This is a genomic window from Hymenobacter qilianensis (genome assembly GCF_014489555.1).
Taxonomy (GTDB): domain Bacteria; phylum Bacteroidota; class Bacteroidia; order Cytophagales; family Hymenobacteraceae; genus Hymenobacter; species Hymenobacter qilianensis.
In genome coordinates this window covers 1,558,175-1,572,487 of record NZ_CP060784.1, presented here as the reverse complement: position 1 = coordinate 1,572,487, position 14,313 = coordinate 1,558,175, and the positions used below count along the sequence as shown (strand labels likewise).

The following is a 14,313-nucleotide window of genomic DNA, read 5'->3' as shown; positions in this document are numbered from 1 at the left end:
TATTTTTGCCCCCCAGCCTTCGGTCCCAGCGTTTTATGAAAAAGCTCCGCGCGTTTTACCAGCAATACCGGCAATACATCCTCACCGATGGCCTGATGTACCTGGTTTTCATCCTGTTTATTGCGCTGCTGTTCGTTTTCTTCTCGTAGCGCGGACGGGAGGATTTGACGTTGCTTTTCTTCCCCTACGAATTATCCCCGCGCAGCTTGCGGAACCGCTTGCGGGCCTCGGCTACATAAATACTCCCCGGATACTTCACCAGCACCTGATTGTAGAGCTCCTGGGCCTTGGCCTGATCTTTCACGTCTTCTTCCATAATAGTGGCCGTCAGGAAGAGGGCATCGTCGCTGAGCACGTCGTATTTGGGATTGCCGGTGATGCGGCTGAGCGTCGAAATTGCCCCTTGATAGTCGCCGGTTCGGCGCTGAAGCTGGCCTTTCAGATACCAGGCGTCGTCGGTGAGGGCGTGGCCGGGATATTTCTGCAAGAGGTTATCGAGGCCCTTCAACGCTTCTGTCAACTTGTTCTGGAATACCAGCTGCTCTACGGCCGCATACTCACGCAGGGCCACGCCAGACGTATCCTGGGCGGTATTATCAGTAATGAGCAGGCTGAGCTGCATGGCATCGTTGGCGATTTCGCGGCTGGTGGCCTGCTTTAGAATATCGAGGTGGCTCTGGGCCAGCTTGAAGTTGCCGGCGTAGTAGTTCAGGCGGGCGTTGCGCAGCTTGGCGTCGTAGCCCACGGGCGAATCCTTGTGCGACTTTTCCACTTGCGAATACAGCAGCGTGGCCTCCCAGGGCTCATTGCGCAGCAGATAGATATCAGCCAGATTGAGCTTGGCGTCGTCTACCACCGTCAGGCTCGCGCGGGGCATATCAATTACCTGTTGCAAAAGGGCCATGGCTTTGGGCTTATCGGCGAGCTGAAAAGCGTAGAGCGTAGCCATATTGCGCAGCACCGGAGCGGTTTCGGGCGTGCGGCCCAATTCGGTTAGCACCTGCTCATACTCGGTAATGAGGCTGCGGATTTTGGCCACATCCACGGGAAAGGTATTGCGCACCTGCTCCTCGCGGGTTTGCACCAGGCGCTGCCGGGCCACCGGGTAAAATGGTCCCTGCTTATGCTCCCGAATCACGTACTCATAGCCGGCAATGGCACTTTCATAGTCTTTGTTGCGCTGGGCAATAGCGGCGAGGTCGAGCACGCGGCCACCCTCGGCGCGGGCGCGGCGGTCGAGGGCCTTGGCCTGCACGAGGGCGCCGGTGAAGTCGCGGCGCTGCACCTGCAGCCACAGCAGCAGTTCGCTGTACACTACCTGATCGGGGTTCTGCTGCACGTTGGTGAGCAGGATTTTCTCCAGCGCCTCGAAGTCCTTTTCCTCGCGCAGGCTGTTCTGAAGCATGTTGCGCACGAAGGGCAATTGCCGGTCGTCGTCGCGGATGAGGCGCAGGGTTTCGGCCATCAGGGGGGCATTTTGCCCGCTCTGGGTGTAAAGCTGAATAAGCTGGGGGGCAAATTCGGTTTCGTTGCCGGCCAGCTGGCGTCCGCGCAGATAGGTTTTCTCAGCCCACTCCGGCAGCTTACGCTTCATAAACTCCGTCGCTACGGGTACCACCTGCTCGGCCGCGAGCTGGCTTACTACCTTCTCATATTGCTTGTTGGCTGCCGACTGGTCGCCGCTGGCGGTATAAATGCCCCCCAGCAGCACGCCGTAGCTTATTTCCTTGGGCTGCTGCCGAATGGCTTTCTTCACCAGCTTCTCCGCGTCTTTGTGGCGCTTCAGATTTTGCAAAGCGCCCACGTAATCGGGCAGCACGTTGGGGGCCAATTGCTCGTCGGCGCGCAGGCGGTTGAAGAGGAAAGCCGCTTTCTCGAACTCGCCTTTACGGACGTACTCGCGGGCCAGGGCAATGTCGCCGCCCTCCTGCTGAGCATGCAGTGGCACGGCCAGCGCCACACTTAGCAGGATTAAAAGAGCGAAACGAAGCTGACGAAGATCAGGGAACAGCATAGCAGCGGATTAGTGACGTGTGCAAATAACTGGTTACGGGCCAGTTTCATTTCACCACCGAGAAGAAAGTAACGCAATGACCAAGTAAAAGATCGTAATAATCTACTTAGTAAAACTGCACACTTTGGTTAATAGTGTGTGAGGTACAACGGATACTGCCGGTATATATACTCAACAAAAAAGGGTCGCTCTTGCGACCCTTTTTCACTTACCTAGTAACACTCGATTTAAAAGAACTTCGTGCGCTCGTCTTTGATGTTGGCGTTAGCTTTTACCGCTTCGTAGGTGGCGCCATCGGTGCGGGCGGTACGCTGCGAAGCAAGCTGTTGGCGAACGGCTTTCAGATCGGCAGGGGCAGCAGCGGGCGTGATACTTACAGGCTCCACGATTACTACGCCCTGCTCACCCTGGATGGGGGCTGACTTCTGGCCGGGCTTCAACCCGAATACCTTGCCTACAGCTACTGGCTCAGCGCCCAAGCCCTGAATAATACCAGAGCTGGCAACTACGTCGTTAGCCGTTTTCACCTGAGCTTGTGAGCCGTAGCCAGCAGCAATCTGCTCCAGCGTTCCGGTCTTGCCTTTCAGCTTCTCCATGATCTGCTGGGCCTTCAGGTCATTGCGAACCGCGGCAGTCAGTTCAGGCCGAATGCTGGATATGTCAGCAGTGCCTTTGGTGCGCTCGCCGGTAAGGGCAGCAATCACGTATTGGTCACCAATTTCAAAAACCTCCGATACATCACCGATTTTGGTTTCTGGTCCGCCTTGGTTTGCACCATACGCCCAGCGCACGATTGCCCGAGCACCTTGCAGGTTGTTCACAGCCTGGTCACCGCGGCCAAGGCCTTTCACCTCCAGCTTTTGCAGCGACTTATCAGCAGCTACTGCTTTGCGGAAAGTCTCCAGGTTGGTGGCGGCACCTTTCAGCTCCTGCGCTTTCTGGTAAGCAGTCTCACGGGTAGCTTCGCTCGGCACAAGGTTCTTCTGCACAGCGGCTATCTGATACGTTTGGGTGGTTTTAGGAGCCGTAACCTTAATGATATGATAGCCGAATGAGGTTTCAACCGGGTTAGGCAGCAAGCCAACAGCAGTAGCACCAAAAATAGCTTTCTCAAACTCCGGCACCATGCGGCCCTGCGTGAACCAGCCTAAGTCGCCGCCGGTAGCGGTAGTACCATCAGTACCGTACTGACGGGCCATAGCGGCGAAATCAGCACCTTCTTTAATTTGGGCCAATACGTCTTTGGCCTTCGCCAGCGCGGCAGCTTTGGCTTCTGGTGTCGTGTTTTCGGGCTTGATAAGTATGTGGCTGGCGCGGGCGGCTGGCTGAGTGCCGGCTTTTTGGCCCGTCACTTTGAAGATGGAGTACACACCATTCTCGGCGTAAGGGCCATACACCTGGCCTACCTGCAACGGCAGCTGCTCGCGGAGCTTCTCGGGCAAATCGGCGGGCGAAACGTAGGCACCGCTGTAAGGCTGGTCGGAGTTGAGCTTGGCGAACAGCGAGTCATTAGGAGCCGTACGGAACTGAGCCGTCAGCTGATCAACGGAAGCACGTACGGCGGCGCTGTCTTCTTTTGAAGCCGTTACCGGGATGGTCACGTACTCGATGTCACGACCGTCTTCCACCTTATAGCGGCCTTTATTTTTGTCCAGATAAGCCTGCAATTGAGCGTCCGTTACTTTCACCGCCGAATCCGAAATAGAGAAGTACGGTACGATGAGGTAGCGAATATTGGCGCGGGTGTTCTGAGCTTCATGGAAGCGCTTAGCCTCGGCCGAGGTTACGTAGGTGCTCAGCTTAAGCAAGTTATTGTACTTTGTAGCCAAGCGGTCGGGAGTCAGGCCGGCCTCAAAATTCCGCCACTGATCCTGCGCCTGGGGGGCAATTTGTCGAGGTTCTTCAGGTACTCAACCACCTTATTGCGGTCGAACTGGCCGGTTTGCGGATCGGAGAAGGCCTGGCGAATGCTAGGGTGCACGTTGCGGCCCTGCACCATGTCGTAGAGTTCATCGTCGCTTACCGCTAAGCCCAGCGCCTCAAATTGCTCCTTGAAAGCAATGCGATAAATGGTCTGATTCCAGGCCTGATCGCGAAGGTAGCCGAGGGTGTTTTCGTCGGGCTGGCGGCCCTGCTGAGCGATAAAAGCCTGCTTGGCTTGCTCAAGGGTATTGTTGAAGTCATTGAGCTCCACTTTCTCACCGGATATCTCCCCTACCGTCGTATCGTTGCGATTGAAGAGTCGGTTCTGGCCCGAAATCAGGTCGCCGCCGATAATGAAGAGCAGTAGGCCAAAAACGATGGCGCCGACGGCCCAGCCCGATTTTTCTCGAATCGTGTTAATTAATGCCATGTACTTGAAAAAAAGCGCAGTATAGAAAAGTGGAAAGAGTCGCAAAATAACCAGAATCCGCCGGACATTCAAAGCGCATTGCCAGAATGCCCCAGCAGACGATTGCCTAGCGGCGGCCTTTCTTGCGGGGAGCAAGGTTGCGCGACTGTGATTTGGTGGGTGCAGACTTGGCTGGCGCAGCCGGACCGGGCGTATCGGCTTTGGTCTGGCCCAGGTAGCGGTACCACATCATGCAGGCAAACGACACCATAAACAGCCAGTAATTGCGCGAAATGGCGTCCAGACTATTCGACAGAATGGTTTCATAGACGCCAATAACCAGGGCTACTACCGCCACGGAAAACAGCACGGTGCGCCCCAGCGCTCTATCAAATTTAAAATCCATGCGGTTGCTATGGTATAAACCAACGGATTGCGTTGGCTAGTTTATTTAGTCGCTTAAAAAGCTCCCAGCCACGTAGGAAGTAATGCACCAGCATGGCTGAGGGGCTTTTTCGTTACTCTTCTACCGGCGTTTCGACGGTGAAGACGCCAGCGGGTTTGAGAATTTTGTAGCGCGAGAAATTCTGGTTGGCGGTCAGGCCGGTGCCTGTCAGAATTTCGGTAGGCGTTTCGACGCGCACAAACTTTTCGGTGTAGATGATGGCTTTCTGCTTGTCGTAATACAGCTCTTCGGAGTTCATCTTCTGCTTCTTCTCCTCATTGCTCACCCGCACATCACTGCGCACGAGGTAAAGGTCTTTGGCTTTGTCGTACCGGCCGTACTTGCCCTGCAGCGTATTCACGATGCCGCCATCCTTTGAGTAGAAGGTCACCTTCATGCCCTTCGGGTATACTTGGTCGCCGCTTTCGAATTGCTGCGACACAGGAGCCGTCAGCTTGATCTGGAGTTTGGCCGAGTCGCTGACCAGCATGGTCACGTTGGTGGCTTCCAGTAGTGGCCCATTGTACACTACTTTCTTTTTGACCTCGGCGTCATTTTTCTGGCAACCCGTACTTAAACCGGCCACCATTAAAATGCCCCCAGGAGCCTCATCCAACTACGACTAAGCGTTTGCACGAGCGTACCTTGGTTACTCAATGCGCCGCTTGATAAACCAGCGGTTGTTGAGCGTTAGGCCCAGTTGCACCCGTACATAGTCTTCGCGCACGTTGCCATTGGGGTTATCCACGTTGGGGTCGGTGTTGCCGCGCTGCCCGTAGGTGAAGGCCAGGTTCATGCTGGCGGCTTCCAAAGGCGTAGCCGATGGTACAGGAAGGCTGAAACCCCAGCTTACAGCGCGGTCGTAGAGCGTTTGGCCAGCCGGACGGTATGGCAGCTGCGCGGCACTAATGCCAGCACGGTAAGTCACTCGCTTGAAGTAGTTATCCACGGAGGTCGGATCGGGGGTATATTCGCCCCCAGCCCTACGCGCACCGTATTATCCAGAGGAGTGCCGATGCCGGCCCCACCAGTTATACCAAAGGAGCGGAACTTCGACCATTGCTGGTGAGCTACATCGAGGTTGGCGCTGAAGTTTTTGTTGTTGTCGATGCTGATGCCGAATTGAGCCATGGCGGGCACGCGGGCCTCACCTTTCTGACTGTCTTCCAGCTGAATACGCTCCAGCTGATTGCCGGCAACGTCTTCGCGGTCCAGGGAAGTATTGCGCACGCCGTCTATGCTTGAGCGGAAGGTATAAACGCCCCCCAGACTATAGTTGAGCTTGCTGTTGATTGCGCCCCGGTAGTGCACCGCGCCCCGGAAGGTAAAATCAGAGTAGCGCACGTGTTCCAGCAATACTACACTGGCCAGCTGCGAAGGGTCGGTAACGCCTGCGGGTGCTACCTGCGTAGCTACGCGCTGGTCGATGCTGCCGAATACGTATGCGGCCGTACCGCCCACCGTCAGGCCTTTAGCCAATCGGTAGGCCTGCCCTATGTAAGCCTCCGACAGGCCACCCTCGCCCTGATAGCGCTTGAGTACTTGCGTGCCAGCAGGTCCGGCAGCTACGGTTTCGATTACATTGCTCTCATAATCGACGGCGCTGTAGGGCTTCAGGCCAACAGCGCCAGCCCAACTCTTAGACAGCGGCACGGCCAGGGCCAGATAGCCCAGCGTACCGCTTCCATCGCGCTGAGAATTAGTTTGGTTACGAAGCGTTTTGATTTGCCCATTCACAGCCATTTCGTAGGTAGTTCGAGCTGTGTAATAAAGCAGAGCCGGGTTCAGCTCGTTTATATGAACGCTGTTAGGCGCGGCCAAACCGACACCGCCCATTCCTTGCTGACGCGCCCCGCCAGTATTGAGGTTGAAATCGCCCAGGCCCAAGCGCGAGTACGGCGAGTTGCCGAGCCCTTGTCCTTGGCTTTGCGGCGCTGTTGCCAAACCCATCAACCCTACACCGACCAGGCCGGCTAATTTATTCTTCCACATAGTCAATGGTATGCACCAGTATTCGGTGAAGCCCGAGCAGCACGAGTTCGGGAATTACAAAGATAGGGCCTTTGAGCCGCGATTGAAAAAAGGCCGCGTCGCCGCCCGCCAGGAGTACTCCCAACGCGGGCCGCTGAGCGCGGTACTGATCAAGGAGTCCATTCACTTCCGCCACGGCCCCATTGAGCACGCCGCTTCGGATAGCCGATTCTGTGTCATCACCGGTCAGCGGAATATCGGTCAGCAGGTTGGGGGCATTTCCAGTAACGGCAGCCGGCCCGTAAACGTGTGTAGCGCCTGAAAGCGCAGCCGCAGCCCCGGTGCAATGCTACCGCCCCGAAACGTATGCCCGCCTTCCACCCAGTCGCACTTGATGGCCGTACCCGCGTCAATTATCAGTGTGTCGCGGCCCGGCCGGAGCCACGCCGCGCCCACTGCCGCCGCTAGCCGATCAGCGCCGAGAGTCTGAGGAGTTGCATATCCATTACGGATAGGCAGAGGCGTAGATGCCGGTTTAAACTCCACTATCCGCCCCGGCACTTGCGCGCACAGATCAGCAGCCCACGTATCTGTCGGCCCCGCCACCGACGCCAGAATCACGTGCGTTGGCTTCCACCTTTGCACCACCTCGCCAACTTGCTCTTTGGTCTGAGCAATGGCGGTTTCGCGCAGTACATCGTCCTCGAAGCAACCGTATTTCACGGTGGTGTTGCCAATGTCGAGGGTGAGGGTGCGCATGAAAACAGAGCTTATGAAAGGCACTAGCTAAGTCAGTTCTTCCCGGAAAGAAGTAACCGATCATAACGGCCACCAAAGCAGTCGGGATGAATGAAATACAGAAGCTAAAAGCGGCGGGAAGGGTCAAAAGCAAAGGACGCCTTACCGACTTTAATCATGAGTCGGTAAAGCGTCCGTAGGTTGCTTTTTACAAGAAATACTTCAGGCGGATAACTTCCTTCTCGTTCAGATAGCGCCACTTACCGCGGGGCAAGTCTTTTTTGGTAAGCCCTGCATACTGAACCCGGTCCAGGGAAACTACCTCATAGCCCAAGTGCTCGAAGATGCGGCGCACAATACGGTTACGACCAATATGCAGCTCTACGCCCACAAAGTGCGCATTGCCGGCCACCACGGCCACATCATCCACCTCCGCTTTGCCATCTTCCAGTTCAACGCCTTCGGCAATCTGACGCAGATGGTCTTCGGTGAGCGGCGTATTCAGCTCTACCTGGTAAATCTTCTTGTTCTTGTGCGACGGATGAGTAAGCTTCTGGGCCACCTCACCATCATTGGTGAAGAGCAGCAGACCAGTCGTGTTGCGGTCTAGGCGGCCAACTGGGAAGATACGCTCCTTCGAGGCAGTGGCCACCAGATCCATTACCGTTTTGCGGCCTTCAGGGTCGTCGGTGGTAGTGATAAAGTCTTTCGGCTTATTGAGCAGCACATATACCTCTTTCTCACGCTTGAGGTTGGTTTTGCCATACTGCACTGTATCCGTGGGCTGCACCTGGTAGCCCATTTCGGTAACGACCTCGCCATTCACGCGAATTTCACCGGCGGCAATAAGCGCATCCGCCTCACGCCGTGAGCAAACACCCGCGTTGGCGATATAACGATTCAAGCGCAGCGTGTCGCCGGCCGAATCGTCTTCCTCGCGCCGACGCTTGTTGCCGCGGGTTTTATCTTCTTCGTAAAACTTCAGGTTCTTATAAGCAGGCGCCTCGCCGGGTACTTCATCGCGCTTGGGCTTATCTGCCCGGTTGCTGCCGGCATCACGCGTCGGCCGACCCTCAGGTCGCGCCGGACGCTCCCCAAATGGGCGGGCGTCGCGGGGAGCAGAGGGGCCGAAGTCGCGGCCACCGGCGTTGCTCCGGTCGCCGTAGCTACCGCGCTCACCGGAACTGCGGGGGGCAAAATTACCGCGCCTGTCATCCGTGTTGCGGTTGCCAAATCCACCTTCGCGGCGTTGGTCGCCACGGGGGGCAAATTTACCTCGCTCATCATCACGGCGCGGGCCACCGAAGCTGCCTTCGTTTCGGTCGCGCCGTTCGTAGCTGCCTTCCCGACGCTGGTCGTCGCGGACAGTGTCTCTGTCTTGGGGGCATTTTTGAAATCGAAAGGACGCGCCGGGCGTATCGGCCGGTCCGGACCCGATTCGTCGGTCCGTGAGTCGCGACGCGTATCGGGCTCGTATGGAGCTTTAGCCGGCGTCGGTTTATCAGTTTCAAAAGGATTGACCTTATTAAACTTCCGGTTGCGCTCACCTGCCCCACCGCGTGGAACGGCTGGCTTGCCTTCCTGCCGATACGGCTGGCCGGGCCAGTTAGCCTTTGGCTGATAAGGTTGCGCTGGCCGCTCATCGGCGCGGTCACGGTCACGACCGAAGCCACTGTCGCGGCGGTCGTCGAAGCGACGGGGAGCATCGCGGTCAAATGAGCGTGCGGGCGCTCGTTATTGTTTCGGTTGAATGGAGGACGGCTGTCGTCATCGCGCCGGGGGGCAAAGTTGCCGCGTTGTCCGCGCTCTTCACCTCGGTTGAAGTCTCCACCAGTTGGCCGGCTGTTTCTATCGCCAAATTTGCCCCCCGCGTTGCCTCCACCAAAGCGACCACCGCCGCCGGTACTACCGCCAGTGTTAGGCCGACCAAAAGCAGGGCGCGAAGGAAAGTCGCTGCCCCGGCGAGAGTCGTTGCCATCCCGATTAGCGGGTCGGTCCGAAAACTTACGGAAACCCTCAGAGCCGCCCGTATTACCGGATGGGCGAGAGTCGTTGCGGCTGTTGCGGCCGGCGTTAAAATCAGGTTTGTGCTTTTTGCCCATGGTCGGGGAATTAAGTGCCGTATCGCTACGGTACGGTTAAGAAGTAAATATCGTCAAATAAGACGAGGTGATGCTAACGTACTAGTCAACAAAACAGTGCCCGAACCTGCGCCGCAACCCTGCTGTGGGTAGCCGGTCGCAAGTCCGGGCAATTCTGTAGGTAGCAGGAAAGCTGTTAGTCGCGGCGCGCCATCTTAGCCTCGATGGAGTGCTGAGTGTGCGGTACAGCCCGCAGACGCTCCTTCGGAATCAGCTTGCCGGTGCCGATGCACACACCGTACGTACCGTTCTTGATGCGCACCAGCGCATTCTCCAGTTGCTGAATGAACTTCATCTGGCGCGAAGCCAGCTGGTTCATGCTTTCCTTTTCGGCCGTATCAGCGCCATCTTCCAATACTTTGGAAGAAGAAGCAGTATTGTCGGTACCCGAATCGTTGCGGCGGCTCAGTGTTTCTTTGATAAATGACACCTCCTTACGGGCGGCCGTAAGCTTGTCTTGGATGATTTCTTCGAACTCCGCTAGATCTTCTCTGGAGTAGCGTATGGTTTCTTCACTCATGTTAGCTAAGGAAAGTAAACTATTGAATGTGAATTAATTAGCCAACCTTTTTCAGAACCAAGATCAGCTTTGTACCCCTTCTAACACTGGTATAAGCAGTTTAGTTGTTAGAAGATAAAATGGCTTTAGGGAGTTACGGAGTTGGTATTCTTACGGATTCCTATGGTGCATTTGGCCGCAAAGCTACGCTTTTGTGCGCTAATTGACCACAATACCTTCATCTTAACAAAACCCTAATCTTGTGCTTATTAGAAGCCTAGCATCTGAATAGCCGCTACCGCCGCTTCCACTCCTTTGTTGCCGTGTTTGCCCCCCGCCCGATCCCAGGCTTGCTCCAACGTATTGGTTGTTACTAAGCCGAAGATGATGGGCTTGTTGTACTTCAATCCTACATTGGTAATACCATTGGCTACGGCATGGCAGATGTAATCGTCGTGCTTTGTATCGCCTTTAATTACCACGCCCAAGCAGATGACAGCATCAATTTCCTCATGCTGGGCCAACAGCTGAGCGCCTAAGGTTAGCTCAAAGCTGCCCGGTACCGTATTGCGAAAAATATTGTCGGCTTGGGCACCATGCTTGAGCAGGGTCTCGTAGGCGCCGGTGCTGAGTATATCCGTTATTTCGCGGTTCCACTCGGCTACCACCAGGCCGAAGCGCTTATCGGTAACATCAACAAAGTGGTCGGAATTGTAATCGCTAAGATTTTTAAGAGCGGTTGCCATGGATCAGAGATTTGCAGAACGGTCGGTCTTGCGAAGGTTAGGAAAGCTTAAGGCTGCCTATTCTTTGAAGTAATATGAATAAACTCACCATCAATAAAAGGAAAAGGACGGTAAGAAACCGTCCTTTTCCTTTTATTGAGCCGCAGAATCTACGGCTTGGAATGACTATTTACCAGCCAAAGCTTGAACGCGAGCCAGATACTGTTTAGCTTCTGTTACTTCAGCAGCATTCTGATACTCATCAACGATTCTTGTATAAGCCTTAATGGCTCCTTCATAGTCTTTGGCAAGCTCACGGGCCGTAGCTTCCTTCATCAGGTAGCTGGGCGAGAAGTACTCATTGGACTTGTAGTTGGCAGCCTTCTCATATTGATCAGCTGCTTCTTTAAACTTATTCAGTTCCAGGTAAGCGTCACCGATCAGGGAGTAAGCACGGGCCTGCACCAGCAAATCATCGGAAGTGAAGTCTTCCAGATAGTCAATGGCGTTTTGGTGTTTACCTTCTTTCAGAGCAGCTACACCGGCATAAAAGTTAGCCAGATTAGCTGCCTGCGTACCATTGTACTCAGAAGTGATGGTAGCCAAACCATCGTATTGCCCATCACCCTTGAGCGCTTTGTTCAGCGAATCAGCTTCCCAATAGTTCACCGCCTGATACATGGCAGCCTGCCCCTTTTCGTTCTGGGTATTACGCCATGTGTAGAAAGCAAAGCCGCCAACGACGGCCAGCACTACCACCGCAAGCAAGCTTAGCAAGGCCGTCTTGTTGCGCCGAACAAAGTCCTCGGACTCTACCAGCCGAAGAGCCAGCGCGTCGGGGTCTTCCATCAACGGATGCTCGGTCACACCGTCCGTGATAGGTTGGTTTGGATCTGCGGGCACCTCGGTTCGCTGGCGGGCGTTAGGGGTATTGCGCGTGTAGGGAATCTTCGACATTGCGGGGGGCAAAAAGGCAGCCTCGCGGCTGGGGAAATTCGACAGTTAGTCGCGGATATAAGGATAGTCCTGCTGCACGTACACGTCCTTGTAGAGCTCGTCGGCAGTGGGATATGGAGAAGTTTCAGCAAACTCTACGGACTCGTTTACGGCCGCTTTGATTTGCTCGTCAATAGCATTCAGATCGTCCTCGGTGGCCATGTTGTTCGTCAGGATGGTATGACGAACAGCCTCGATGGAATCGCGTGAGCGATAGTCTTCCAATTCTTCTTTTGTCCGATACTTCGCTGGGTCGCTCATGGAGTGGCCCTTGTAGCGGTAAGTTTTAAACTCGAGCAGCGTAGGTCCCTCGCCGGCGCGGGCGCGCTCAGCCGCTTGAGCTACGGCCTCGTGCACGTCTTCCACGTTCATGGCATTCACCGGGAATGATGGCATGTCGTAGCTTTCGCCCAGCGTGTATAGCTCCGTCACGTTAGAGCTGCGTTGTACCGCTGTGCCCATCGCGTAGCCGTTGTTTTCGATAACGAAAATAACCGGCAGCTTCCAGAGCATGGCCATGTTGAAGGCCTCATGCAAGGCACCTTGACGTACGGCACCATCGCCCATATAGCAGATGCAGAGGTTGCCGGTCTTGTTATACTTTTCTGAAAAAGCAATACCAGCACCCAGCGGAACCTGACCACCTACGATGCCGTGTCCACCCATGAAATTCACTTCTTTATCGAAGATGTGCATGGAGCCACCTTTGCCTTTGGAGCAACCGGTAGCTTTCGCAAACAGCTCGGCCATGATGGCGTTAGGCGAAGTACCGAGTGCCAGCGGATGAGCATGGTCGCGGTAAGCCGTGATCCACTTATCATCTTTAGTTAAGGCTGATACCGCACCGGCTACGCAAGCCTCCTGACCGATGTACAGGTGGCAGAAGCCTTTAATTTTTTGCTGACCATAAAGCTGCCCGGCCTTCTCCTCAAACTTGCGCATGAGCTGCATTTGCTCATACCACTGCAAGTAAGTCTCCTTAGGAAACTTTGGATTGGCGGGCACAGTAGCCTTGGGCGCACCAGTCGCTTCTTTCGCTTCCTCGTTAGAGGGTGGCATACCCGAGTCAGGCTGGTTCACCGTTTTGGTAACCGACGCCGCGTCGTTACCGTTGGAAGTGCCTTTCGGGCTTGCCGCTTTTTTTGCCGACTTAGTCGCTTTTGAGTCAGCCTTTACTTTCGTCTCCGCCATCGTGCTTTCGGTTGTTCGCGTTTGGGATGCGAAAGTACGCAAAAGGATTGCAATTTCGAACCGGATGATTCTGGAAAGCCTACACCTGTTGTTCTTTAAAAACTACGACGAAGCCACATTGGCTTTCTCGCCCCACATCAATTGCTTTGTCGGTGACAACGGAAGTGGCAAGACGAATCTGCTCGATGCCATCCATTATTTGTCGCTTACTCGCAGCGCCTTTGCTACCGCCGATGCTCAGAGCATTAAGCAAGGTGCCGAGTTCTTTGTAGTGAAGGGCCGCTTCCAAACGCCCCTCAGCGACACCGATACTATTCAGTGCAGCCTCCGGGTGGGGCAAAAGAAGCTGGTCACTCGCAACAAGCAAGCGTATGAGCGCATCGCGGACCATATTGGACGCTACCCCGTTGTGCTTATCTCGCCCTACGATACCGACCTGATTCGGGAGGGCAGCGAGGAGCGGCGCAAGTACTTCGACAGCCTGATCTCTCAGCTGGATCATGACTATCTGGAGCTTCTTATCACCTACTCCAATTTGCTGCGTCAACGCAATGCTTTACTCAAGCTTGCCGCCGACGGCCGCGGCTATGACCGCGATTATCTGCTGGTGCTAGATGAACAGCTAGTGCCCGCTGGGGGGCAAATTGTGGAGCGTCGCCAACAATTTCTGACAGAGTTCACTCCTCTTTTTCAACGCCACTACCAGCAGCTGGCTGATGGCCGCGAGCAGGTAACGCTTGCATATAAGAGCCAACTTCCCGGCGCCGACTTTGCCCATTTGCTCCGCACCAATGAGCGGCGCGATATCACCTTGCAGCGCACCACTGTTGGACCTCACAAAGACGACTTCACTTTTCTAATGGATGAGTTGCCGGTTAAGGGTTACGGCTCGCAAGGCCAGCAGAAGTCGTATGCTATTGCACTGAAGCTTGCTCAGTTCGAGATCTTTGCCAGCCGTAAGCAACACAAGCCTCTACTCCTGCTTGATGACATCTTCGACCGGCTCGACGAGAAGCGCATCACGCGCCTGATGCAGTTAGTAGCGGAGCATACCTTTGGCCAGGTATTCCTTACGGATACACACCTGGAGCGCACCGACCGAATTCTTGCTACTATCTCGGAGCAAGTAGCTCGCTTCGCGGTGCACAACGGAACCGTTACGGCCCTTTAGCGGAGCTTGAATCACGTACCTTTGTAATCATTCAATTTTGCCTCCCAACGGCTATTCCGCTACTTGGCTCGCGCATTATTGTATTGTATT

Annotated in this window: 17 protein-coding genes; 2 read left to right on the top strand and 15 right to left on the bottom strand. The window is 55.1% G+C overall.

Features of this window, described 5'->3' with window-relative positions; translation table 11 throughout:
- Positions 1–184: 184 nt before the first annotated feature.
- The 10 genes from H9L05_RS07215 to H9L05_RS23350 form a co-directional block, all read right to left on the bottom strand.
- A complete protein-coding gene (locus tag H9L05_RS07215; protein WP_187733598.1) occupies positions 185–2,014 on the bottom strand; it encodes a tetratricopeptide repeat protein in 1,830 nt (609 codons plus the stop codon).
- Between the two features lie 227 nt (positions 2,015–2,241).
- Positions 2,242–3,843 carry a peptidylprolyl isomerase gene (locus H9L05_RS07210; RefSeq protein WP_223284797.1) on the bottom strand — a complete coding sequence of 534 codons (1,602 nt, stop codon included), beginning with the start codon at positions 3,841–3,843 and terminating at the stop codon, positions 2,242–2,244.
- Positions 3,844–3,854: 11 nt separating this feature from the next.
- Complete coding sequence (locus H9L05_RS23355) at positions 3,855–4,367, bottom strand: SurA N-terminal domain-containing protein (protein ID WP_223284796.1); 513 nt, start codon at positions 4,365–4,367, stop codon at positions 3,855–3,857.
- Positions 4,368–4,473: 106 nt separating this feature from the next.
- Positions 4,474–4,752, bottom strand: a complete 279-nt coding sequence (locus tag H9L05_RS27160; protein WP_229743046.1) for a hypothetical protein — start codon at positions 4,750–4,752, stop codon at positions 4,474–4,476.
- Positions 4,753–4,864: 112 nt separating this feature from the next.
- Positions 4,865–5,407 carry an LPS export ABC transporter periplasmic protein LptC gene (gene lptC, locus H9L05_RS07200; RefSeq protein ID WP_187733596.1) on the bottom strand — a complete coding sequence of 181 codons (543 nt, stop codon included), beginning with the start codon at positions 5,405–5,407 and terminating at the stop codon, positions 4,865–4,867.
- A gap of 33 nt (positions 5,408–5,440) precedes the next feature.
- A complete protein-coding gene (locus tag H9L05_RS07195; RefSeq protein WP_187733595.1) occupies positions 5,441–5,719 on the bottom strand; it encodes a hypothetical protein in 279 nt (92 codons plus the stop codon).
- Positions 5,716–6,783 carry a hypothetical protein gene (locus tag H9L05_RS07190; RefSeq protein ID WP_187733594.1) on the bottom strand — a complete coding sequence of 356 codons (1,068 nt, stop codon included), beginning with the start codon at positions 6,781–6,783 and terminating at the stop codon, positions 5,716–5,718. Before H9L05_RS07190 ends, H9L05_RS07195 begins: the two co-directional genes overlap by 4 nt.
- Positions 6,770–6,973 carry an acetate and sugar kinases/Hsc70/actin family protein gene (locus tag H9L05_RS07185; protein ID WP_187733593.1) on the bottom strand — a complete coding sequence of 68 codons (204 nt, stop codon included), beginning with the start codon at positions 6,971–6,973 and terminating at the stop codon, positions 6,770–6,772. Before H9L05_RS07185 ends, H9L05_RS07190 begins: the two co-directional genes overlap by 14 nt.
- Before the next feature lie 50 nt (positions 6,974–7,023).
- Entirely contained in the window at positions 7,024–7,521 is a 498-nt protein-coding gene (locus H9L05_RS07180) for a type III pantothenate kinase (protein ID WP_187733592.1), read from the bottom strand.
- Positions 7,522–7,708: 187 nt separating this feature from the next.
- Positions 7,709–8,404: a pseudouridine synthase gene (locus tag H9L05_RS23350; RefSeq protein WP_223284795.1), complete on the bottom strand. Its 696-nt coding sequence runs from the start codon at positions 8,402–8,404 to the stop codon at positions 7,709–7,711.
- 345 nt (positions 8,405–8,749) lie between these two features.
- Here H9L05_RS23350 and H9L05_RS23345 point away from each other — a divergent pair, with 345 nt between their 5' ends.
- Positions 8,750–9,121 carry a hypothetical protein gene (locus tag H9L05_RS23345; RefSeq protein ID WP_223284794.1) on the top strand — a complete coding sequence of 124 codons (372 nt, stop codon included), beginning with the start codon at positions 8,750–8,752 and terminating at the stop codon, positions 9,119–9,121.
- Positions 9,122–9,211: 90 nt separating this feature from the next.
- On the opposite strand, the gene H9L05_RS07170 is transcribed toward H9L05_RS23345, so the two are convergent.
- From H9L05_RS07170 to pdhA, 5 genes are all read right to left on the bottom strand, one after another.
- Positions 9,212–9,478: a hypothetical protein gene (locus tag H9L05_RS07170; protein ID WP_187733591.1), complete on the bottom strand. Its 267-nt coding sequence runs from the start codon at positions 9,476–9,478 to the stop codon at positions 9,212–9,214.
- A gap of 299 nt (positions 9,479–9,777) precedes the next feature.
- The gene (locus H9L05_RS07165; protein WP_084443474.1) at positions 9,778–10,161 is read right to left on the bottom strand and encodes a TraR/DksA family transcriptional regulator; all 384 of its coding nucleotides are present in this window, start codon (positions 10,159–10,161) and stop codon (positions 9,778–9,780) included.
- 248 nt (positions 10,162–10,409) lie between these two features.
- Complete coding sequence (ribH, locus tag H9L05_RS07160) at positions 10,410–10,886, bottom strand: 6,7-dimethyl-8-ribityllumazine synthase (RefSeq protein ID WP_187733590.1); 477 nt, start codon at positions 10,884–10,886, stop codon at positions 10,410–10,412.
- A 165-nt stretch (positions 10,887–11,051) separates the two neighbouring features.
- Positions 11,052–11,822: a tetratricopeptide repeat protein gene (locus H9L05_RS07155; protein WP_187733589.1), complete on the bottom strand. Its 771-nt coding sequence runs from the start codon at positions 11,820–11,822 to the stop codon at positions 11,052–11,054.
- A gap of 45 nt (positions 11,823–11,867) precedes the next feature.
- On the bottom strand, positions 11,868–12,920 hold the full coding sequence (gene pdhA, locus H9L05_RS07150) for a pyruvate dehydrogenase (acetyl-transferring) E1 component subunit alpha (protein WP_187311980.1): 1,053 nt from the start codon (positions 12,918–12,920) through the stop codon (positions 11,868–11,870).
- 196 nt (positions 12,921–13,116) lie between these two features.
- Here pdhA and recF point away from each other — a divergent pair, with 196 nt between their 5' ends.
- Entirely contained in the window at positions 13,117–14,223 is a 1,107-nt protein-coding gene (gene recF / locus H9L05_RS07145; RefSeq protein WP_187733588.1) for a DNA replication/repair protein RecF, read from the top strand.
- Positions 14,224–14,313 lie beyond the last annotated feature (90 nt).